At 61.8% G+C, this 21,781-nt stretch carries 19 protein-coding genes; 8 read left to right on the plus strand and 11 right to left on the minus strand.

Annotation, left to right across the window (positions count from 1 at the left end; genetic code table 11):
* The first annotated feature begins 18 nt into the window (after nt 1–18).
* From KCG87_RS06820 to KCG87_RS06840, 5 genes are all read left to right on the plus strand, one after another.
* Nucleotides 19–387 (plus strand): DUF4810 domain-containing protein, encoded by a 369-nt coding sequence (locus KCG87_RS06820; RefSeq protein WP_003225593.1) that lies wholly within the window; start codon nt 19–21, stop codon nt 385–387.
* Nucleotides 384–1,043 (plus strand): DUF799 domain-containing protein, encoded by a 660-nt coding sequence (locus tag KCG87_RS06825; protein WP_134786548.1) that lies wholly within the window; start codon nt 384–386, stop codon nt 1,041–1,043. Before KCG87_RS06820 ends, KCG87_RS06825 begins: the two co-directional genes overlap by 4 nt.
* Before the next feature lie 350 nt (nt 1,044–1,393).
* Nucleotides 1,394–2,083 carry a GntR family transcriptional regulator gene (locus KCG87_RS06830; RefSeq protein ID WP_027613675.1) on the plus strand — a complete coding sequence of 230 codons (690 nt, stop codon included), beginning with the start codon at nt 1,394–1,396 and terminating at the stop codon, nt 2,081–2,083.
* Between the two features lie 133 nt (nt 2,084–2,216).
* Nucleotides 2,217–4,328: a hybrid sensor histidine kinase/response regulator gene (locus tag KCG87_RS06835; protein WP_210557357.1), complete on the plus strand. Its 2,112-nt coding sequence runs from the start codon at nt 2,217–2,219 to the stop codon at nt 4,326–4,328.
* Nucleotides 4,329–4,510: 182 nt separating this feature from the next.
* A complete protein-coding gene (locus KCG87_RS06840; protein ID WP_210557355.1) occupies nt 4,511–7,144 on the plus strand; it encodes an excinuclease ABC subunit UvrA in 2,634 nt (877 codons plus the stop codon).
* A gap of 1,187 nt (nt 7,145–8,331) precedes the next feature.
* On the opposite strand, the gene KCG87_RS06845 is transcribed toward KCG87_RS06840, so the two are convergent.
* From KCG87_RS06845 to KCG87_RS06870, 6 genes are read right to left on the minus strand one after another with little or no spacing between them, the layout of a single operon-like run.
* Complete coding sequence (locus KCG87_RS06845; RefSeq protein ID WP_135295934.1) at nt 8,332–10,275, minus strand: response regulator; 1,944 nt, start codon at nt 10,273–10,275, stop codon at nt 8,332–8,334.
* Nucleotides 10,265–11,140 carry an ATP-binding protein gene (locus KCG87_RS06850; protein ID WP_134786543.1) on the minus strand — a complete coding sequence of 292 codons (876 nt, stop codon included), beginning with the start codon at nt 11,138–11,140 and terminating at the stop codon, nt 10,265–10,267. Before KCG87_RS06850 ends, KCG87_RS06845 begins: the two co-directional genes overlap by 11 nt.
* Nucleotides 11,133–12,143, minus strand: a complete 1,011-nt coding sequence (locus tag KCG87_RS06855; RefSeq protein WP_210557437.1) for an ATP-binding protein — start codon at nt 12,141–12,143, stop codon at nt 11,133–11,135. The genes KCG87_RS06850 and KCG87_RS06855 overlap by 8 nt, the downstream gene beginning before the upstream one ends.
* Nucleotides 12,140–12,544 (minus strand): anti-sigma regulatory factor, encoded by a 405-nt coding sequence (locus tag KCG87_RS06860; protein WP_210557353.1) that lies wholly within the window; start codon nt 12,542–12,544, stop codon nt 12,140–12,142. Before KCG87_RS06860 ends, KCG87_RS06855 begins: the two co-directional genes overlap by 4 nt.
* Nucleotides 12,541–12,903: an STAS domain-containing protein gene (locus KCG87_RS06865; protein WP_095136273.1), complete on the minus strand. Its 363-nt coding sequence runs from the start codon at nt 12,901–12,903 to the stop codon at nt 12,541–12,543. The genes KCG87_RS06860 and KCG87_RS06865 overlap by 4 nt, the downstream gene beginning before the upstream one ends.
* A gap of 4 nt (nt 12,904–12,907) precedes the next feature.
* Nucleotides 12,908–13,759, minus strand: coding sequence for an STAS domain-containing protein (locus tag KCG87_RS06870; protein WP_095136271.1), 852 nt, complete (start codon nt 13,757–13,759; stop codon nt 12,908–12,910).
* 250 nt (nt 13,760–14,009) lie between these two features.
* On the opposite strand from KCG87_RS06870, the gene KCG87_RS06875 reads away from it, so the two are divergent.
* A complete protein-coding gene (locus tag KCG87_RS06875; RefSeq protein ID WP_098964212.1) occupies nt 14,010–14,279 on the plus strand; it encodes a hypothetical protein in 270 nt (89 codons plus the stop codon).
* 62 nt (nt 14,280–14,341) lie between these two features.
* Here KCG87_RS06875 and KCG87_RS06880 read toward each other — a convergent pair whose 3' ends face one another.
* The gene (locus KCG87_RS06880; RefSeq protein WP_097087254.1) at nt 14,342–14,863 is read right to left on the minus strand and encodes a DUF4142 domain-containing protein; all 522 of its coding nucleotides are present in this window, start codon (nt 14,861–14,863) and stop codon (nt 14,342–14,344) included.
* A gap of 204 nt (nt 14,864–15,067) precedes the next feature.
* Here KCG87_RS06880 and KCG87_RS06885 point away from each other — a divergent pair, with 204 nt between their 5' ends.
* Both KCG87_RS06885 and KCG87_RS06890 read left to right on the plus strand, forming a co-directional pair.
* Nucleotides 15,068–15,310 carry a DUF465 domain-containing protein gene (locus KCG87_RS06885; protein WP_027613686.1) on the plus strand — a complete coding sequence of 81 codons (243 nt, stop codon included), beginning with the start codon at nt 15,068–15,070 and terminating at the stop codon, nt 15,308–15,310.
* Between the two features lie 108 nt (nt 15,311–15,418).
* A complete protein-coding gene (locus KCG87_RS06890; protein WP_166495921.1) occupies nt 15,419–15,583 on the plus strand; it encodes a hypothetical protein in 165 nt (54 codons plus the stop codon).
* Between the two features lie 304 nt (nt 15,584–15,887).
* Here KCG87_RS06890 and KCG87_RS06895 read toward each other — a convergent pair whose 3' ends face one another.
* From KCG87_RS06895 to KCG87_RS06910, 4 genes are all read right to left on the minus strand, one after another.
* Complete coding sequence (locus tag KCG87_RS06895) at nt 15,888–16,958, minus strand: SMP-30/gluconolactonase/LRE family protein (RefSeq protein ID WP_210557352.1); 1,071 nt, start codon at nt 16,956–16,958, stop codon at nt 15,888–15,890.
* Nucleotides 16,955–18,100 carry an SRPBCC family protein gene (locus KCG87_RS06900; RefSeq protein ID WP_210557349.1) on the minus strand — a complete coding sequence of 382 codons (1,146 nt, stop codon included), beginning with the start codon at nt 18,098–18,100 and terminating at the stop codon, nt 16,955–16,957. Before KCG87_RS06900 ends, KCG87_RS06895 begins: the two co-directional genes overlap by 4 nt.
* Before the next feature lie 112 nt (nt 18,101–18,212).
* Nucleotides 18,213–19,076, minus strand: a complete 864-nt coding sequence (locus KCG87_RS06905; protein WP_210557347.1) for a LysR family transcriptional regulator — start codon at nt 19,074–19,076, stop codon at nt 18,213–18,215.
* 894 nt (nt 19,077–19,970) lie between these two features.
* Nucleotides 19,971–21,689 (minus strand): hydrogenase maturation protein, encoded by a 1,719-nt coding sequence (locus KCG87_RS06910; RefSeq protein ID WP_210557330.1) that lies wholly within the window; start codon nt 21,687–21,689, stop codon nt 19,971–19,973.
* Nucleotides 21,690–21,781: the final 92 nt, after the last annotated feature.

Here is a 21,781-nt window from a genome sequence, read left to right on the forward strand (position 1 = left end):
TTGCAAGGAGCAACACCCATGAATCTGACTTTGTCGCGGTCGCTGCTGGCCCTGACGCTGGCCGCCAGCGCCTTGCTGGCCGGTTGCAGCAGCCCGAAAACCCTGTACCAGTGGGAAGACTACCAACCGCAGGTCTACGAATACTTCAAAGGCGAAGAGCCGAAAGAAGCCCAGGCCGAAGTGCTGGAGCGCGACCTGCAAAAGATCCGCTCCACCGGCAAGGCGGTGCCGCCGGGCTACCACGCGCACCTGGGCCTGCTGTACCTGAGCATGGGCAAGGACGATCAGATGGTGCAGCAGTTCCGCACCGAGAAAGCGCTGTTCCCCGAGTCCGGCCCATACATGGATTTTCTGCTTAAAAACGCCAAGACCGGAGACGCCAAATGATCTCGCGCACCCTGAAACTGCTGGCCGCCGGTTTGGCCCTGACCGTGCTCGGTGGCTGCGTCGCGCCGAAAACCGTGGATTACTCGGCGTACAAACAGGCACGGCCGAAGACCATTCTGGTGCTGCCGCCGCTGAACACCTCGCCGGACGTCAAGGCTTCCTACAGCTTGCTGTCGCAGGTGACGTTCCCATTGGCCGAGGCCGGTTACTACGTGCTGCCGATCACCCTGGTGGACGAAACCTTCCGCCAGAACGGCCTGACCACCCCGGATGACATTCATCAGGCACCGGCCAACAAGCTCAAGGAAATCTTCGGTGCCGACGCTGCGCTGTACATCACTGTGACCGAGTACGGTACGCGCTACATGGTGATCAGCAGCGAAACCGCGGTAACCGCCACCGCCAAGCTGGTCGATCTGAAATCCGGCACCACGCTGTGGACCGGTTCGGCACGGGCGTCGAGCGAAGAGGGCGGCAATAACAGTGGTGGCGGCCTGGTCGGCATGCTGATCACTGCCGCGGTGAAGCAGGTGATCAACAGTTCGACCGATGCCGGGTATCCGATTGCCGGCGTGGCGAGCAATCGCCTGTTGTCGGCCGGTCAGCGCGCAGGCCTGTTGTACGGCCCGCGTTCGCCGAAATACGGTACGGACTAAAAATTACCGGCACGCCTGAAATCCTCTGTGGGAGCGGGCTTGCTCGCGAAGACGGTGTGTCAGTTGGCAAATAAGTGGCTGACACACCGCTTTCGCGAGCAAGCCCGCTCACACAAGGGAAAGGCGTTTCGCAGCCGATTTATTTGGCGTCCGCCAAAACCGCTCGCCACCGCCCGCTGCTTCCGTCCACGTTTGCAATGAGCGGGTCGGCAAATCGAAGTCATCCCGCCCTAATCGTATCCAGACCCTGCATCAGGAGGCCGAAGGCGATATCCTGCGCCACACTTATCTGCGCAAACGGCGAATAACGCTGCAACACCGTGTTTGCCCGAGGCTAAAGGAGTGTTCGAATGACCGAGAAGAAACTGGAAACCACGGTCGACCGCGTCTACCAAGGGGTTTACCAGGCGATCAGCAAGCGTTCGCTGCGTCCGGGGATGAAGCTGGGCGAAGCGTCCCTGGCCGAACTGTTCAATGTCAGCCGCACGTCGGTACGCGCCGCGCTCAAGCAACTGGAAGCCGAGGGGCTGGTCACCACCGAGCCGAATAAAGGTGCATCGGTGTCGCTGCCGAGCAACGAAGAGATCCGCTCGCTGTTCGAAACCCGGCGGCTGATCGAAATCGGCATGGTCACCGAACTCTGTCGGCGCAAGGACACCGCCGCCATGCAGGTCTTGCGCGAGCACCTGCTACTGGAGGACGCAGCCCACGCGGCAGGTGATCACGAGCAACTGATTTACCTGCTCGGCGAATTCCACCTCAAACTGGCGCGCAGCCTCAACAACCCGGTGCTGCTCGACTGGTTCCAGAAGCTGATTTCCCGCGCCTCGCTGTATGTCGCTGCACTGGATGACGACAGCCATGAAGCCTGCCGTGACAACGAACATCTGCGCCTGATCGAATACATCGAGGCGGGCGACCAGAGCGCCGCCATCGAACTGACCTGCACGCATTTGAACGGCATCGAGAAGGCGATTCTCGACGTCGCGGCGAAGATGAAAACTGGCTACCATCCGCTCAAGCACCTGATCGGGGTCTGATCCGGGCCTGGTCTGAAATCGGCTATACCTCTAATGAAACCATTACGGCCGATGAGGCTCGAAACAGACGGGCGTCGCGGCGTTCTGCCGTCGCGATGTATCGGGCAAACACCACAGGACACCGAGTCAATCGATGCAGTTTTTATCCGATAGCCACGGTTGTGACGGCTGGAAAGGCGAGATGGCCGAACGCATTTGCGCGTTCGACTGGCGCCTCACCGAACTCGGCCCGCTCGACACGTGGCCTGCCAGCTTGTGCAGCACCGTGCAATTGATGCTGGCCTCGCCCTTGCCGATGGTCATGCTCTGGGGCCACGCCGGCTACATGATCTACAACGACGCTTACTCGCAGTTTGCCGGTGGCCGCCACCCCTATCTGTTGGGGGTGCCGGTGGAGCTGGGCTGGCCGGAAGTCGCCGAGTTCAACCGGCATGTGGTCGACACCTGTCTGGCGGGCGGCACCTTGTCCTACCGCAACAAGGAGCTGGTGCTGTTGCGCGATGGCGTGCCCGAAGATGTCTGGATGGATCTGTATTACAGCCCGGTGGCCAACGATGACGGCGTGCCTTCAGGAGTGATGGCGATGGTGGTCGAGACCACCGAGTTGGTGCGCTCCGAGCGCCTGCGTCAGGCGGCAGAAGACGCTTATCGGGCCGACAACGAACGGGTGCGTCTGGCGCTGAATGCCGGGGCCTTGCTCGGCTCGTTCGTCTGGGACGTGAAGAACAATGTGCTGTCGGCCGACGAGCGTTTCGCCCGAACCTTTTGCTATCCGCCGGAGCAGGATCTGAGCAACCTGCCGCAATCCGTCAATGAGTCGCGGATCCACCCGGACGACCTGGCGTGGGTGCATGATCGGGTCAGTCATTCGCTGCAGACCGGCGAGCCGTACAACGCCGAGTACCGCGTGTTGCGGGCCGACGGCAGCTATATGTGGGTGCTTGCCAGTGGCGCATGCGAGTTTGACGAGCAAGGCGCGCCGCTCCGTTTTCCCGGGGTGTTGATCGACATCCATGAACGCAAGATTGCCGAAGAATCCCTGCTCAAATTCACGCGCAACCTGGAGCAGCGGGTGGCCAACGAAGTGGATGCCCGGCTGGCGGCGGAAGAGCAATTGCGTCAGTCGCAGAAGCTTGAAGCCATCGGCGGACTGACCGGCGGCGTGGCCCACGATTTCAACAACCTGCTGCAGGTAATTGCCGGCAACCTGCATTTGCTGGCGCGGCATGAGCCGGACAATGCCAACGTGCAACGCCGGGTCAGCGCCTCGCTGGCAGCGGTCGAGCGCGGCGCCAAGCTGTCGTCGCAACTGCTCGCCTTTGCCCGGCGCCAACCGTTGTCACCGGCGGTGTGCGATCCGCGGCAGATCTTCGACGGCGTCGGAGAATTGCTGCAGCGTGCGTTGGGCGAAACCATTCAGATCGACGTGCAATTGCCGCAGGACCCGTGGCACATCAACGTCGACCGCAATCAACTGGAAAACGCCATTCTCAATCTGGCGATCAACGCCCGCGATGCGATGAAAGGCGAGGGCACGATTGTTCTCAGTGCCATTAATACTCGGCTGGACAGCACTTTTTGCGCGGGCAAAGGCATCGTCGCCGGCGATTTCGTGCGGGTGGTGGTCAGCGATACCGGCGTCGGCATTGCGCCGCAAATGCTCGAGCAGGTGTTCGAGCCATTCTTCACCACCAAGGCCGACGGCCAGGGCACCGGGCTTGGTCTGAGTATGGTGTTCGGCTTCGTCAAACAGAGTGGCGGCCACGTCGAGATCGACAGCACCGTGGGCGAAGGCACGCGGGTGCAACTGTACTTTCCGCGCAGCCTGCGTCCGGTCCTCGATGAGACGCCGAGCGTCGACCTGCAACAGGGCGGAGGCCACGAAACCATTCTGGTGGTTGAAGACAACGACGCGGTGCGCGCCTCGGCAGTGGAATTGCTGCGCGAGGAAGGCTACCGCGTACTGACTGCGAGCAATGGCGACGTGGCAATGCAGTTGCTGCTGGACGGCGCGCAAGTGGATCTGATTTTCACCGATGTGGTGATGCCGGGGCTGATCAAAAGCTCTGATCTGGCGGCGTGGGCCAAGGTGCAGACACCACCGGTGGCGGTGCTGTTCACCTCCGGCCACACCCGCGACATCATTTCACGCAACCACCAGTTGAGCCCGGACACGCACTTGCTCGGCAAACCGTATGGCCCGGAGGCGTTGTTGCAGATGATTCGCTCGGTGCTCAGTGCCTAACTGGCGAATTCCCGATTCCCTGTGGCGAGGGGATTCATCCCCGATGGAGTGCGCAGCACTCCCCAGCATTTTTCCAGCTATATGGAATTTGCAGTGACTGCGCCGGCTGCGCCGCCGATCGGGGATAAATCCCCTCACCACAGGGTCCAACTTCGCCCCCAATTTTTCTGCAGGGACCGCCCATGACTTCCAAGCGTAATTCCAAGGCACCCGCCGGCATGGTTCGGGTGCGTGGCGCCCGCGAACACAATCTGAAGAATGTCGACGTCGATATCCCTCGCGACGCGCTGGTGGTGTTCACCGGGGTTTCGGGTTCGGGCAAGTCGTCGCTGGCGTTTTCAACGTTGTACGCCGAAGCCCAGCGGCGTTATTTCGAATCTGTGGCGCCGTATGCGCGGCGGCTGATCGATCAGGTCGGGGTGCCGGATGTCGATTCCATCGAAGGCCTGCCACCCGCCGTGGCCCTGCAACAGCAGCGCGGTACGCCAAGCACGCGGTCGTCGGTGGGCAGCGTGACCACCTTGTCGAGCCTGATCCGCATGCTCTATTCCCGCGCCGGCAGTTACCCGCCGGGGCAACCGATGCTCTACGCCGAGGATTTCTCGCCGAACACCCCGCAAGGCGCGTGCCCGGAGTGCCACGGTCTGGGCCGGGTCTACGAGGTGACCGAGGCGCTGATGGTGCCCGATCCGAACCTGACCATCCGCCAACGCGCCGTGGCCTCCTGGCCGCTGGCGTGGCAGGGGCAGAACCTGCGCGACATCCTCGTGACCATGGGCATCGACGTCGATATCCCCTGGAAGAAACTGCCGAAAAAGCAGCGTGACTGGATTCTGTTCACCGAAGAAACCCCGACCGTGCCGGTGTACGCCGGGCTGACCCCGGAGGAAACCCGGGTCGCCCTCAAGCGCAAGATGGAACCGAGTTATCAGGGCACCTTCACCGGCGCCCGCCGTTACATCCTGCACACCTTTACCCACTCGCAAAGTGCGCTGATGAAGAAGCGCGTTTCGCAGTTCATGCTTGGCAGCCCGTGTCCGTTATGCGACGGCAAGCGCCTCAAGCGTGAAGCGTTGTCGGTGACCTTTGCCGGTTACGACATCGGTGAGCTGTCGCAGATGCCGTTGCTGCAAGTGGCCGAAGTATTGAAACCCGTGGCTGCGGCGACCTATCTGCAGCAGGCCGAAGAAAGCGGCGAAACCCTCAGCCATGCGCAAACCCGCGAGGCGCGCCAGCAGCGCGTGGCCCACGGTGCCAGCGGCCACGCCAGTGCGCCGGACGTGCGCCACACGCCGAACCTGTCGCTGGAAAAACGTCTGGCGGCGCAGCGGATTGCCGAGGACTTGCTGGAGCGGGTCAGCACCCTGACCGATCTGGGCCTCGGTTATCTGGCGCTGGAGCGCAGCACGCCGACGTTGTCGTCCGGCGAGCTGCAACGCCTGCGCCTGGCGACGCAATTGGGCTCGCAACTGTTCGGCGTGATCTACGTGCTCGACGAGCCGTCCGCCGGTCTGCATCCGGCCGATGGCGAGGCGTTGTTCGAAGCCTTGCAGCGCTTGAAGGCCGATGGCAATACGCTGTTTGTGGTCGAGCACGATCTGGAAACCATGCGCCGCGCCGACTGGCTGATCGACGTCGGTCCGGCGGCGGGCGAGAAGGGTGGGCGGGTGTTGTACAGCGGTCCTCCGGCCGGGCTGGCCGAGATCGACGAATCGCAGACCCGCGCCTATCTGTTTGCCGAGAGCCAGCGGCAGACCCGCACCGCGCGCAAGCCGAGCGGTTGGCTGAAACTCGATGGCATCAGCCGCAATAACCTGCACAACCTCAGCGCTGAATTTCCCTTGGGCTGCTTCACCTCGGTCACCGGGGTTTCCGGTTCGGGCAAGTCGAGTCTGGTCAGTCAGGCGTTGCTCGAACTGGTCGGCGCGCAACTCGGGCGGCCGCTGGTTGAGGACGAGCCGGAAGAGCTCAGCCTCGAAGACGATGCGCCGCAGGCCAGCACTGGTCAGGTGACGGCGGGGTTGGAGTCGATCAAGCGCCTGGTGCAGGTCGATCAGAAACCCATCGGCCGCACGCCACGTTCGAATCTGGCGACCTACACCGGGCTGTTTGACAATGTGCGCAAACTGTTCGCCGCCACGCCCGAGGCACGGGCGGCGGGGTATGACGCCGGGCAGTTTTCCTTCAACGTCGCCAAGGGTCGTTGCCCGACCTGCGAGGGGGAAGGTTTTGTCAGCGTCGAGTTGCTGTTCATGCCGAGCGTGTATGCGCCGTGCCCGACCTGTCATGGCGCGCGCTACAACCCGCAGACCCTGGCGATTCAGTGGCAAGGCTTGAGCATTGCGCAGGTGCTGCAACTGACCGTGGAAGAGGCGGTAGAAGTGTTCAGCGAGCAGCCGGGGATTCGTCGTTCACTGGAGGTGCTGCGTGACATCGGCCTCGGTTATCTGCGGCTCGGCCAACCGGCCACCGAGTTGTCCGGTGGTGAAGCACAACGGATCAAACTGGCCACTGAGCTGCAGCGCAATCAGCGCGGCGCGACCCTGTATGTGCTGGATGAACCGACCACCGGGCTGCATCCGCGGGATGTCGATCGGCTGCTGGAGCAGCTGGACAACCTGGTCACGGCAGGGCACACAGTGATCGTCGTCGAGCATGAAATGCGCGTAGTCGCACAGAGTGACTGGGTGATCGACATCGGCCCGGGGGCTGGTGATCAGGGCGGCAAAATCGTCGCCGCCGGCACGCCGCAGAAAGTTGCCGCGAGCAAGAAGAGCCGAACCGCACCGTTTCTGGCGCGGGCCTTGAACCAATAACCGCGGCGATCCCACTGGCCCCATCGCCAGCAAGCTAACTCCCACAGGTTTGCGGTGTGCACAAGGCTGGTGATCACCACAGCCCCAATGTGGGAGCGGGCTTGCTCGCGAAAGCGGTGTGTCAGGCAATAGAGATGCTGGCTATACCGACGCCTTCGCGGGCAAGCCCGGCTCCCACAGGTTTTACGGTGTGCACAAGGCTGGTGATCAACACGCCCCAGTGTGGGAGCGGGCTTGCTCGCGAAAGCGGTGTGTCAGGCAATAGAGATGCTGGCTATACCGACGCCTTCGCGGGCAAGCCCGGCTCCCACAGGTTTTGCGGTGTGCACAAGGCTAGTGATCACCACCAATCCAGTGTGGGAGCGGGCTTGCTCGCGAAAACGGTGTATTAGGCAATCAGATGCTGAATGTTCCGACGCCTTCGCGGGCAAGCCCGGCTCCCACAGGTTTTGCGGTGTGCACAAGGCTAGCGGTCAACACAGCCCCAAAGTGGGAGCGGGCTTGCTCGCGAAAGCGGTGTGTCAGGCAATAGAGATGCTGGCTATACCGACGCCTTCGCGGGCAAGCCCGGCTCCCACAGGTTTTGCGGTGTGCACAAGGCTGGTGATCAACACAGCTCCAGTGTGGGAGCGAGCTTGCTCGCGAAAGCGGTGTGTCAGGCAACGAGATGCTGGCTATACCGACGCCTTCGCGGGCAAGCCCGGCTCCCACAGGTTTTGCGGTGTGCACAAGGCTAGTGATCACCACAGCTCCAGTGTGGGAGCGAGCTTGCTCGCGAAAGCGGTGTGTCAGGCAATAGAGATGCTGGCTATACCGACGCCTTCGCGGGCAAGCCCGGCTCCCACAGGTTTTGCGGTGTGCACAAGGCTAGTGATCAACACGCCCCAAAGTGGGAGCGGGCTTGCTCGCGAAAGCGGTGTGTCAGGCAACGAGATGCTGGCTATACCGACGCTTTCGCGGGCAAGCCCGGCTCCCACAGGTTTTGCGGTGTGCACAAGGCTGGTGATCAACACAGCTCCAGTGTGGGAGCGAGCTTGCTCGCGAAAGCGGTGTGTCAGGCAACGAGATGCTGGCTATACCGACGCCTTCGCGGGCAAGCCCGGCTCCCACAGGTTTTGCGGTGTGCAAAAGGCTTGTGATCACCACCAATCCAGTGTGGGAGCGGGCTTGCTCGCGAAAGCGACGGGTCAGGCGCCATCAAGCGTGCGGCGGACCTTGTCCAGCAGTTCGCTGATCTGGAACGGCTTGACCAGCATTTCCATGCCGCTGCCGAGGAACACCTGGCGATTGATCGCGGTCTCGGCATAACCGGTCATGAACAGAATCGGCAGGCTTTCACGCCAGCCCCGCGCCACGTCCGCCAGTTCCCGGCCGCTCATGCGCGGCAGGCCGACGTCGCTCAGCAGCAGGTCGATCGTCGGATCATTCTGCAAGCGCTCCAGCGCGGTTTCGATATCCGCCGCCTGCGTGCAGCGGTAACCTGCGTCTTCCAGCACTTCGGTGACGAACATGCGCACTGCCGGCATGTCCTCGACAATCAGGACATGCTCGCCGGCACCCTGCGGATCCACCTTCGGCGCCGGGATGTCGGCGCCGGTCGGGTCGTTCGTCGCCGGCAGCATGATGGTCACTTCGGTGCCACGCCGTGCCACGCTGCGGATGTGCGCATCGCCACCGGACTGGCGGGCGAAACCGTAGATGGTCGACAACCCCAGACCAGTACCCTGGCCCAGCGGTTTGGTGGTGAAGAACGGGTCGAACACCTTGTCGATCACACTGTGCTCGATACCGGTGCCGTCATCGCGCACCGACAGCGCGACATACGCACCATCGGCCATGTTCGGGTCGCCGTGGGAATACGCGGCATAGGTGTTGACCCAGATATTGCCGCCTCGGGGCAGCGCATCCCGGGCGTTGATGACCAGATTCAGCACCGCGCTTTCCAGCTGTACCGGGTCGACCAGGGCAATCGCCGGTTTGTTGGTCAGTTCAAGCTTGAGGGTGATGCGTTCGCCGATGGTGCGCACCAGCAATTCTTCCAGCGAGCGCACCTGCTCGTTGATGTCCACCGGCCGGGTATCCAGTGGCTGTTGGCGGGCGAAGGCCAGCAGACGATGAGTGAGGGACGCTGCACTCATCGCTGAATTCAGCGCTGCTTCAGCATAGAGCTGCACTTTGTCGGGCCTGGCATCGGCGATGCGTTTCTGGATCAGTTCGAGGCTGGTGATGATCCCGGTCAGCAGATTGTTGAAGTCGTGGGCGATGCCCCCGGTGAGCTTGCCCAGTGCGTCCATTTTCTGCACTTGCAGCAACTGCGATTCGGCGCGCACCCGCTCGGCGACTTCCTTGGCCAGTTGTGTGGTGGTGTCGTCCAGCTGTGCCAGGTGCGAGCGCTCGCGGTGGCGATGCTCGGTGACATCTTCGACGAATACCAGGCTCAGTTGCGGTGTGCGGTACGGGGAAATCTGCCACTCGGTTTCGCGGACCTCGCCCTGTACGCGCATGTTCAACGTGCCTTTCCAGCGCTCGCCATCGACCAGCCGCAGGCGCAACTCGTTGAGGATCGCGCCCTGGTCTTGGTCAAAGCACTCGCTGAGAGTTTCCGGGTTGCGGTTGTCCTGAATCATCTGCGTGAAGGCGTGGTTGCACTCATGCACTTTCAGGTTGGCATCGAGCACGGCAATCGGCGCCGAGACGTTGACGAAAATCTCGCGAAACCGGGCCTCGCTCTCGCGCAGCGCGTTTTCGGTATCACGTACCCGCAGCAGAGTGCGCAGGGTCGCCAATAGCACGTCCGGGTCTACCGGGTGAATCAGGTAGGCGTCGGCCCCGGCGTTCAGGCCGGTGATGATGTCGCCGGTCTGGATCGACGCCGCAGACACGTGGATCACCGGCAGCAGCGCGGTGCGTGCATCAGCACGCAAGATGCGCACGATGTCGAAGCCGCTCATGTCCGGCAGGTTGACGTCGAGGATCAGCGCATCGAGTGGCTCGCTCGCGATCAGCGCCAGGCCCTCGCTGCCGGTGCCGGCCTCCAGCACCTCGTAGTCATGGCGCTCCAGGCGCCGGCGCAAGGCGTAGCGGGTGGCGGCGTTGTCGTCGACGATCAATAGACGGATGTCACGTTTCATCGACGTTCTCCAAGGCGAGCGCCAGCGGAATGATCACGAAAAAGGTCGAGCCGACCCCCGGCGTGCTGTCCATCCCGACCTCGCCGCCGAGCAGGGCAGCGAAGCGCTTGCACAGGGACAAGCCGAGGCCGGTCCCGCGCAGACGTTTCTGCAGCGGCGAGTCGACCTGCGAGAAGTCCTCGAACAATGCACCGTGCAGCTCCGGCGCGATACCGATACCGGTGTCGCTGACGGCAAAACGTACTTTGTCCGAGCCTTCCAGGCGCGCCGAAACCCGCACTTCACCGCGGGTGGTGAATTTCAGAGAGTTGGAAATGAAATTGCGCAGAATCTGCCCGAGTTTTTTGTCGTCGGTGTACAGGCGTGGCAGGCCGACCGGCTCTTCGAAGATCAGGTCCACCGCCGAGGCATCGACGATCGGCCGGAACATCCCGCGCAGGGCGGAGAACAGGTCGAACATGTCGAACCATGCCGGGGAAATAGTGATCCGCCCGGCTTCGATCTTCGCCAGATCGAGCAAGTCATCGACCATGTCGCTGAGTTCACGCGCGGCGCTGCTGACGAACGCCACCTGCTTGTGCTGCTCGGGGCTGAGCGGGCCGTCGAGCTCATCGGCCAGCAGGCTGTTGATGCTGAGGATCGAGCCGAGCGGGGTGCGGAACTCATGGCTCATGTACGACAGAAAGCGGCTTTTCAGGTCCGAGGCCTGCCTCAGTTCTTCCGCCTGGGTGTCGAGTTCGGCGTAGAGCGCCAGCACGCCCTGGTTGGTCTCGTCGAGTTCCTCGCGCAGGGCCGCGGTCTCGCTCTGCAATCGGGCGATCAGCGCAGCCTGTTCGGCGGCATTCAGGCTTGGCGACTCAGCCATGGGCGGCCTCCAGGGCAACGACCAGCACGGTTACATCGTCGCGCCCGCGACAGAAGTCGCGGTGCAGGACGCTGGCTATCACGGCGGGATGGCGGTGCACCAGACCGGGGTAGTCTTGAAGATTCCAACGGGACTGCAAGCCGTCGCTGTACATGATCAATAGATGTCCGTTCACGTGAGCATAGTCAAAGGGCTGGGCTTTCCGGTATTGGCCGCCGACGATGCCCGGGTGCGAGGCCAGGCCCCGCGACTTGTCGGCGGTAATCAGGCTGGCGCCGATGTTGCCCACGCCAGTAAACGTCAGGCCGTCGCGGGCGGCATTGTACTGGGCGAACGCTGCGGCGCCGCCACGGCTGCCGATCATGTCTCGGTGCATATCCTCCATCAGCAGCACCGGACTGGCGAACGGAGTCTCGGCGAACACCCGCTCGCCGGCCTTGGCCGCGCGTTCGGCATCCTCACCGTGGCCGAGGCCGTCGATGATCAGCGCACTGACATTCGCGCCGTTGTACGCCAGGTGCCAGGTGTCGCCACACGCCGGATCGTTGTGCAGCGAATGCTGGCTGACGCCGTAGCGCAAGTCCGGTTGGCGGTCGCCGCGCGGATATAGACGCGCCAGCAGCACCGCGCCACGGGCATCGGCGTGCACGTCGAAGACCTCGGTCTGCCGCGCCACGGCACCCAGACCGATGCCCTGTGTGCCGCCGGTGGAAAAACCGTCGGTCAGGCAGGCGTCCAGGTCAAAGCCCTGGGCGCGATCGATCGCGAGCATTTCGATGCCGAATCCACCGGGACGCGGCAACAGACGCAGGTGAAACTCGCCGCGACTGGCATGCTTGAGTATGTTGCTCGCCAGTTCAGTGGCGACCAGCGCCACACGTCCGGCATCCGTTGCATCAAAGCCGTGTTGCTCGGCGAGCCGCTGCGCGGTGCGCCGGGCATGGCCGATCTGGCTGCTGTCTTCGATCAGCAGCACCTGGGTCAGTGACCCCGCGATATTCATGTCCATCGGGTGATCGTTATTCGGGTGCCCTTGCCAGGCTCGGTGTCCAGTTCGAACTCGTCCACCAGCCGCTTCGCGCCGGTCAGGCCCAGGCCCATGCCGCTGCCGGAGGTCCAGCCGTCGGTCATCGCCAGTTTGATATCGGCAATACCGGGGCCTTCGTCACGGAACGTCAGGCGCAGACCGACCTTGTGATCTTCATCGAGAATCTGCCAGTCCATGTCGCCGCCACCACCGTAAACCATGGTGTTGCGAGCCAGCTCGCTGACCGCCGTGACCATTTTTGTCAGGTCGATAAGGCGCATTCCGCATTCGGTGGCCAGTTTGCGCGCCGTCTGCCGGGCGAGTACCACGTCCTGCTCGATGTTGATCGGTTGAGTACCGCTGCTGCGTACGGTCATTGCCGGTCTACTCGTTCCTGCAGCAGTTTCATCCCGCGCTCGACGTTCAGTGCGGTGCTGACGCCGGGCAGGGTCAGGCCGAGTTCGACCAGGGTGATCGCCACGGCCGGCTGCATGCCGACCAGCATGGTTTCGGCGTCCATGATTTTCGACAGCCCGGAGATGGTGCTGATCATCCGGCCAATGAACGAGTCGACCATGTCCAGCGCCGAGATGTCGATCAGCACACCGCGAGCCGAAGTGTTGCTGATGCGCTCGGACAAGTCGTCCTGCAACGTGAGGGCGAGTTGGTCGTGCATGTCGACCTGAATGGTCACCAGCAGGAACTTGCCCATTTGAAGAATCGGGATACGTTCCATCGGCTCAGACCGCTTTGCCGAGGCTGATGCCCAGGCGGGTGAGGGCAAGCTTCAGTGCGTCGGCAAGATTGGCCTTGGTCACCACGCCTTGCAGGTCGAGGCCCAGGTGGACGATGGTCTGGGCGATTTGCGGACGCACGCCGCTGATGATGCAATCGGCACCCATCAGACGAATCGCGGTCACGGTTTTCAGCAGGTGCTGCGCAACCAGAGTGTCGACGGTCGGTACGCCGGTAATGTCGATGATGGCGATTTCCGAACCGGTGTCGACGATGCGTTGTAGCAAGGACTCCATCACCACTTGGGTGCGTTGCGAATCGAGGGTGCCGATCATCGGCAGCGCCAGGACGCCGTCCCACAGTTTGACCACCGGCGTGGAGAGCTCCAGCAGTTCTTCCTGTTGGCGTTTGATCACCGCTTCACGGGACTTCTGGAAGGTACGGATGGTGTGCATGCCGAAGGCGTCGAACAGTTCGGAAATTTCCCAGAGTTGTTCGGCGAGCAGCGCTGGCTGTTCTTTATAGTGCGCTTGCAGCAGGGCAAACAGCGGGCCCTTCAGGGCGAAGATGAAACTGGCAGTCTGCTGCGAATCCTGACCGAGCTGGGCACGGCTGTGGGAGAGCTTTTCGAGGAACTGGCGGGTGGCTTCCCAACCCGGCGCATTGATGTTGGTGCCGTTGTCATCCTGCAAGCCATTGATCACCAGTTGCAGGAATTCGCTGGTCTGTTGTTGCAGGTCATGGTCCTTGAGATTGCGGGTGGCGCCGCTGGCTTCCAGGCCGTTGATCCATTCGCTCAGCAGTTGGGGTTGTTTGTTTTTCATCGCATCGAATGTGCTGTTCTGCAGTGCTGCCATGTGCCTGTTGCTCCGTAGCGTATTGGGGCCGGTTCTGTAAAAAGTGACCGGTGCGAAGTCAGTGACCTTTGCCGTTCAAAATAGTTGTTCAGGTGCGCAAGGATATTTTTGATCCGGCGCAAGGAATGCCCCGGTAACTCTAGTCGGCGCCCTTCAAACCAGCGATGTTTTGAACGTTGGCACCGTAGCGGCTTCGAATATACGAGGCCGACGGGTTTGAGTCGCGCCGGTAGTGAAAAACGAGGTAGCCATGAACGAGCAAACCAAGCAACAACAGAACCACGGTACAGAGCCGATCAATCGCAACGACCCGGCCATCGACCCGCAAGTGCCGGGACAGAGTCCGCCAACGCAACCCACGGGTGGCACCGAGCAGGCGCAGAGCGCCGATCCGGCGGTGGATCAAAAGAACAAACACACCGACAACGACAACGAGTTCAGCCCCGGTTTCGAACCTGAGCCCGATCGTCCGAAGCCCGGTGAAGAAACCGATGCCGACATCGATACTGACGGCGGTTGATCGCGCTGAAACGACAAAAGGCCGCATTAATCAATGCGGCCTTTTGCTGTACAGCGCCCGGGTTACTTGCTCGGGTGCTTGGCTTGCAGCTCTTTGGCCGCGGTCAGGTGTTTTTCCAGCGCCGGCAACATTTTCTGTGCGAAGGCCTTTAGTTCGGGGGCGCCTTTGACTTTGTCGTCGGTGACGGTGTTGGCTTCTTTCTTGAACAGTTCGATGGTTTCTTCGTGGGCCTTGACCTGGTTGTTGGCGTAGGCTGCGTCGAAGGATTCATCGCGCATGTCGAGGATCTTTTCCTTGGCCTGTTTGACCAGGGTGGTGGTGTCCGGGACCTCAATGTCATTGGCCTTGGCAATGCTGGCCAGTTCGTCGTTGGCCTTGCTGTGGTCGGTGATCATCATGTTGGCGAACGCCTTGATGTCGGCCGACTGACTTTTTTCCAGGGCGAGGCGACTGGTCTCGATCTCCGCGATGCCACCGGCAGCGGCGTTGTCGACGAAGTCGTTGGAAGTGGCGGCGAAGGCACTGCCCATGCCGCTGCTCAGAGCGACAGCCAGAACGAGATGACGCAGGTTGAATCCGTCCATTGATGTATCTCCACACAGGTTTTTGTTGACGTTATGCAATGGAGGGAGCACAGCGGAAAAAGGTTTGATCGCGTTTCCGACAGGGCGACGAACGGCAACCGCTGGTCTGACAGGTGGTCGACAGAACGGCCCGACCAAGGCCATTCTGATAACTGCCAGCGCAATCGGTCGCGTTGGTTGCCGATCAACTGACGGAGGTGTTCCATGCCGGTGACTCATGACCTGTATCAGGACTTGAAGCTAACGAAGGAAGAGGTCCAGCAAAAACGCACCGAGGATCCATTTCTGGATGCACTGATCAACAAGTATTCCCAGGCGGACGCCGAAGTAGTCAAGGCCGAGACGGCGACCTCGGATGCACCCAGCGATGACACCCTGAAGAAACTCAAAGAGAAACGCTTGCAGGTCAAAGACAAGATCGTCGCGCAGTTGCAGGCTCGATCCTGACCGTCAGTCGCTTCACCGATTCAAAATGGTGAAATGACTGAACGCAGCCCCTGACCGGCACCTCGAATGTACAGAGTCTTCACTCAGCGACTCTTTGCGAGGTGCCACATGAACACACCCAGATTCCCCAGTGAAGAGCAGGGCGGTTTCGACCCGGTTCCCACTCACCCTGAGCCCAACAGCCCGGCACACACCACCACTTTTCCCGAAGAGCCGGACGAAGATCTTCCTGAAGACGAAGATCCGGACAAGTTCGACAGATCCGGTAACTGACAGTCCGACTTCGCGAGCAAGCCCGCTCCCACAGGATTTTTAGGTGTCCACAAAGGTTGTGCCAGCCGCTTGAACCTGTGGGAGCGAGCTTGCTCGGGAAGAGGCCAGCCCATTCAACATCATCGTTGCCTGACACTCCGCCTTCGCGAGCAAGCTTGCTCCCACATTGGAATGCGGTTCCCCTGTGGGAGCGGGCTTGCTCGCGAAGAGGCCAGCCCATCCAACATTATCGTTGCCTGACACTCCGCTTTCGCGAGCAAGCTCGCTCCCACATTGGAATTACAGCTCCCACATTTGCCATGCATCATTTCAATGCATCCGCCAACGGCAGCCGCGCCATGTGCGTAGCCTTCAGCGACCCCAGATACAACCAGTCCCCATACTCGCGCGCTGTGGTGATCGGCGAGTAATTGCCGCTGCTGGCGTCCTGCAGATTGGCGATCACCTTGCCCTCAAGATCCAGCCCCAGGACGAACCCGCGTTTCTCCACCGGTTTTGGCAGCACCGTCAGCGCGCGCACGATCATCTTGCGCACCCGCGGATGCCCGGCGGTCCGATCGAGCAAGGCACTGCGCGGTGCGTACAGCGCGACCCAGAAGCGGTTGCTGCCATTGAACGCGAGGTTGTCCGGCAGGCCGGGCAGGTTGTCGATGAACAGGTCATGGGTACCGGCCTTGGGTCCCGTCAGCCAGTAACGACTGATGCGGTAGGCGCCGGTTTCGTTGACCAGCACATAAGCGTCATCCGGGCCGAGGGTCACGCCGTTGGCAAACTGCAGTTTGTCCAGCAGCACGCTGGTCTTGCCGGTCTGAAAGTCATAGCGCAGCAGGCGCCCGTCACCGCGATGTTCAATGATCGCCTCACCGTCATGGCCGTAACCCCAACGGCTGCTGGCATCGCTGAAATAGGCGTAGTGCCCGGACTTGTCGATCGCCACGTCGTCGGTAAAACCGAAAGGCAGGCCATTGGCCTCGGTGGTCAGAGGAATCAACTGACCCTGGGCGTCGAGCGACAGCAGACCTTTGACCCCGTCGGCAATCACCAGCAAACCGTTGGGATGCCGCGCCAGGCCCAGCGGCCGGCCGCCAGTGTCGCTCAGCACCTTGCGCTCCTTGCCATCGAGGCTGGTGCGGATCAGTCGCCCGTCATGCAGGCCAGTGATCAGGTAATCGCCCTCCAGCAGCAGTGCTTCGGGGCCGTCGATGTCGCTCGGGCCAACCTGTTTGGCGGCTTTGAGTCGCTGGTTTTCCGCGTAGACCCCTTCGTTCAGTGACGGCGCCGCCGGCGGCTTCCACGCCACCGGCTGTACCTTGGTCGGCATCAGCAGCAGAAACGCGATGACGAGGATCACCAGCAGTAACAGCAGGCGCTTCATGAAAGGTGCCCGGTCAGCGTCAGGTGCCTGAGCGCCATGTCGCGCAGGGCCTGCATCGAGGTCGCCGATTCACGTTCGATGCGGCGCTTGAGCAGCAGCAGATTGGCCAGGCGCATGCCAAGGCCATCGAACCGGTAATCCAGAGTGCGCACGAACCGCGTGCCGTCGCCTTGCGCCGCGCACTCGTAGGTCAGCAACAGCGACAAGCCATGATCGCCCCGCGCCTGAGCGCACCAGCGGCGACCGGGCAGATACTCGGTGACCTCCCAGCGCAAATGGCCGGCGCGCCCGCCGGCATGAATGTCTTCTTCGAAACGCGCGCCGGCATGCAGCGGGCCTTGCGGTCCGTCGATTTTCAGCGACGACGGGTGCCACTCGGGCCAGTGGTTGACGCTGGCGGCGTAGCGGAGCACGGCGATCGGTTCGCCGGCGATATCGATCTGGTGCTGCATGCGGGTCATGGGCGATCTCGAATAGCGCAACGGGGCGGGTTGCGGCTCCCAGTACAGGGTGCCGAACAGGTAATCCATCAGCGGAAAAACGATATTGAAATTGCGCTCCTGCATGCGCTCGCGGCGGTGATGCAATTCGTGCAGATGACGCATCTGGCGGATCCACGGCAGGCGGGTCAGCGGATTATTCGGCGGTAGATGCTCGCAAGCGTGAAACACCTCGTAGGTCAGATAACCCAGGACCATGCAGCCGCCGAACAGCCCGGCGACATTGGCGTTGAACTGCGCGAGCAGCCACCACAGCGGCAGGGTGAAAACCAGTGTATGCACGACGATAAGCCAGGCTGGAAACAGAATCACCCGCCAGTCGCGGGCGCCGTCATACGTCATGTGGCCGGGGGTGAAAAAGCTGTGATGGTCGCCGGCATGCCGCGCATAGAACAGCTTGGCGAAGGTCTTTTTGTGGTGGCCGAGATGGCGATGGACCATGTACACGCCAAAGTTGAACAGCAGCAGGGTCAACGGCACGCTCAGCCATTCCAGCGGCTGCACCTGATGCGCGCTGCTCCAGAAAGCGCCGATCGCGAGTACGCCGAACAGCAGCACGAAGGCGCCGTGCAACCACGGGTTGTACAGCGGATGAATGGCCGCACGGTAGCGGCTGCGGAATGCCTCGGTGGTCTGCCTCACTGCGTTCACCTGTGGGTATTGTTGTTATACCCGGCAGATTAGCCGATCCGGCCGTTTGTGCAGGCCGCACCTTGAGGTCAGTTGCGCCATGCTCCGGTGTAAAGCGGCCGACTCAGCTCAGCGGGTTCCAGCGTTGCGACCAGTCGTCATCGGTGGCGATCACCTGGCGCAGCAGATCGAACGCCTGTTGCAGCGTCGCCGAGTCGCGCTCGCGGGCGTACACCAGATAGGTCGGGTAACCGAATTCCGGGGCTTTGGTGACCGCTTCCAGTGCGCCGGTTTCCAGATAGCTGCGCACCACACGGGTACGGAAGTAGCCACTGCCGCCATGTTCGAGGATGTATTGCAGGGCCAACGGGCCGAGGTTGAAACTCAGCGCGGCTTTGGCCTTCTCCGGCAGTGCGGCGTCGTGCTGGCGACGAAAATCCGGCCCCCAGTCGATGTAGACGTAGGGATCCGGGCGGTTCGGCGCACGCACCAGAATCAGTTTTTCTTCCAGCACCTGCTCAACCTGCAGGCCCGGCCAGTATTCCGGCTGATAGACCAGCGCGGCATCGAGCACGCCGAGTTCGAGTTGGCGCAACAGGTTTTCACCGTCGCGGATTTCCATGCGCAGGGCGTGGCCGGGAATCTTATCGCGCAGTTCGGCGGCCCAGCTGAGCATCAACGGGTTGCACAGGCTGACTTCGCCGCCGATGTGCAGCACGTTGTGATAGCCGTCCAGCAACGGCAGGTCGCGCCGCGCGGCTTCCCAGGTCTGCACCAGTTGATTGGCGTAGACCACGAAGGCCTCGCCGTTGGCAGTCAGTTTCGCCCCGGCGCGGTTGCGCACGAACAGCGTACTGCCCAGCTGACTTTCGAGTTTCTGCACCCGGGCGGTGATCGCTGTCTGCGTGACGAACAGCTTCTGCGCCGCCGCCGCGAGACTGCCGTGGCGAACGATTTCCAGAAAGGTGCGGGCGAGGTCGATGTCCATGGGCGGGCCGGTGTCTGAGGTGCGGGCATTGTAAAGGCAAAAGCCCCTCACCCTAACCCTCTCCCGGAGGGAGAGGGGACTGATTGGGGAATATTGAAGAAATACACCGACTTGAGCGATCAGCGTTGAATCCATAATCGGCCGAGATATTCCAGGTCGATACTGGGCGCCAGACACTTTGGTCAGTTCCCTCTCCCTTGGGAGAGGGCGCTGATTGGGGGATATTGAAGAAATACACCGACTTGAGCGATCAGCGTTGAATCCATAATCGACCGAGATATTCCAGGTCGATGCGGGGCGCCAGACACTTTGGTCAGTTTCCTCTCCCTTGGGAGAGGGGGCTGATTGGGGAATATTGAAGAAATACACCGACTTGAACGATCAGCGTTGAATCCATAATCGGCCGAGATATTTCAGGTCGATGCGGGGCGCCAGACACTCTGGTCAGTTCCCTCTCCCTTGGGAGAGGGGGCTGATTGGGGGATATCGAAGAAGTACACCGACTTGAGCGATCAGCGTTGAATCCATAATCGGCCGAGATATTCCAGGTCGATGCGGGGCGCCAGACACTTTGGTCAGTTTCCTCTCCCTTGGGAGAGGGGGCTGATTGGGGGATATTGAAGAAATACACCGACTTGAACGATCAGCGTTGAATCCATAATCGACCGAGATATTTCAGGTCGATGCGGGGCGCCAGACACTTTGGTCAGTTCCCTCTCCCTTGGGAGAGGGGGCTGATTGGGGGATATTGAAGAAATACACCGACTTGAGCGATCAGCGTTGAATCCATAATCGGCCGAGATATTCCAGGTCGATGCTGGGCGCCAGACACTCTGGTCAGTTCCCTCTCCCTTGGGAGAGGGCCAGGGTGAGGGGAAGGCAGTCACCGCAAAATCAACTGGCCAACTCGGTCGAACGCACCCGCGCCCAGTCTTCCACCAATCGCGCCGGCGTGCCGCAGGCCTTGCGCTTGTAGACGAAGTGGCTGCACTTCTCGGCAAACTGGTTGCGGTTGTAGAGCATGTCTTCCTGCATCTCTTGCAGTTCGCTTTCCCGACATTGCTGGATCAGCACCTGATCCACGCGCAACTTGCGCTCGCGCACGGCAGCGTAGGTCGGGTCGGTCAGCGCCGCGTTGGCCCGTTGCAGCAACCACAAGGAAAACTCATCCGGGCAGCGCGGGCCGATTTCCTGGACCATGCCCAGTTGCAGCGCCTGCGTGGCACTGACCGGGAGGCAGGCCTGGGTCAGTTGCTCGGCCATCGCCGGGCCGACGGCGCGCGGCAGGCTGTAGGTCCAGTATTCCGAGCCATACAGGCCCATGCTTTTGTAATGCGGATTGAGCACGATGTCGGCCCGGGCAAACACGATGTCAGCAGCCAGTGCGAGCATCACGCCGCCAGCCCCGGCATTGCCGGTCACGCCGCTGACCACCAGTTGCCGCGCGCTGAGCAGCTCGGCGCAAACATCGTCGATCGCCTGAATATTCGCCCACGCTTCGGCGCCCGGATCCTGCGCCGCTTGGATCACGTTCAGGTGCACGCCGTTGGAGAAGCTGCCGCGCCCGCCCTTGATCAACAGCACGCGGGTGTCACGGGACTTGGCCCAGCGCAGCGCTTCAACCATGCGCTGGCACTGTTCGGTGCTCATCGCACCGTTGTAGAACTCGAACGTCAGCTCCCCGACATGCCCGGATTCGCGGTAGCGGATCGGCTGATAGGCCTCGTCGTTGAACGGCTCGCTGGCGATCGACCAGTCGAGGGTCGGCACGCCGTTCAGTTGCCCGGCCAGCACATGCCGCGCCGGTTGCTTGAAGGTCTCCTCGCCGGGTAGCGGCTTGCGCCGCAACGAGCCGATCCACAAGCTGTGATCGCCGGTCGCGACCAACACCGCGTCGTCATGTACCGCGAGAATCTTGCCGGGAATGCCGGTGCGCTGATCGAGGTGCGCGTCGTACACGTAATACTGCCCGCCGGCCAGGCTTGCCAAGACCCCGGGCTGGCCGTCAGCGGCGTCGATGCAGCGTTTGATGAACCGCGAGCAGTCGTGCCAGCTGAAGGTGCGATCGGCCTGTTTCATGTTTGGCTGCAGGCGACCACGGACTTTGGGATCGGTGTAGTCCAACGCGACGGGTTGCACGCCGTCGATGAATTTGTCGACCACTTCGCGAATGCAGCGAATCGCCGCATCGCTGACCCGCCCGTTATACAGCTCGGACTTGCGCAAGCCCGACGGCAGATTGAATTCGCAGGTGGCCCAGACCGGGCCGGCGTCCATTTCTTCCACCGCTTGCAGCGCAGTCACGCCCCACTGTGTGAGTTCATTGGTGATCGCCCAGTCCAGCGCGCTGGCGCCACGATCACCGACGATGCCCGGGTGGATGATCACCACCGGGCGCCGCGCATTGCTCCACAGCGCCTGCGGTACGCGGTCCTTGAGGAACGGGCAGATCACCAGATCGGCGCCGCTGTGTTCGATCTGTTCGCACACCGATGCCTCGTCGGTGAACACCACGACGCTGGGCGAGTGCCCGGCCTGACGCAGTTCCAGCCAGGCGCGTTGAGTCAGGCCGTTGAAGGCCGATGACAGCAGAATAATCTTCAGTGATCGCATGGTTTTCTTCCTTGAAGGGATAGCCGCGGGCTCCCGGTGAGCCGTCCTTGGCGTTCGATGAAGCGCGCAGATTAGAGAGTGGCTGCGCGCTG

This window comes from Pseudomonas sp. MWU347, assembly GCF_017947305.1.
GTDB classification, from domain to species: domain Bacteria; phylum Pseudomonadota; class Gammaproteobacteria; order Pseudomonadales; family Pseudomonadaceae; genus Aquipseudomonas; species Aquipseudomonas putida_A.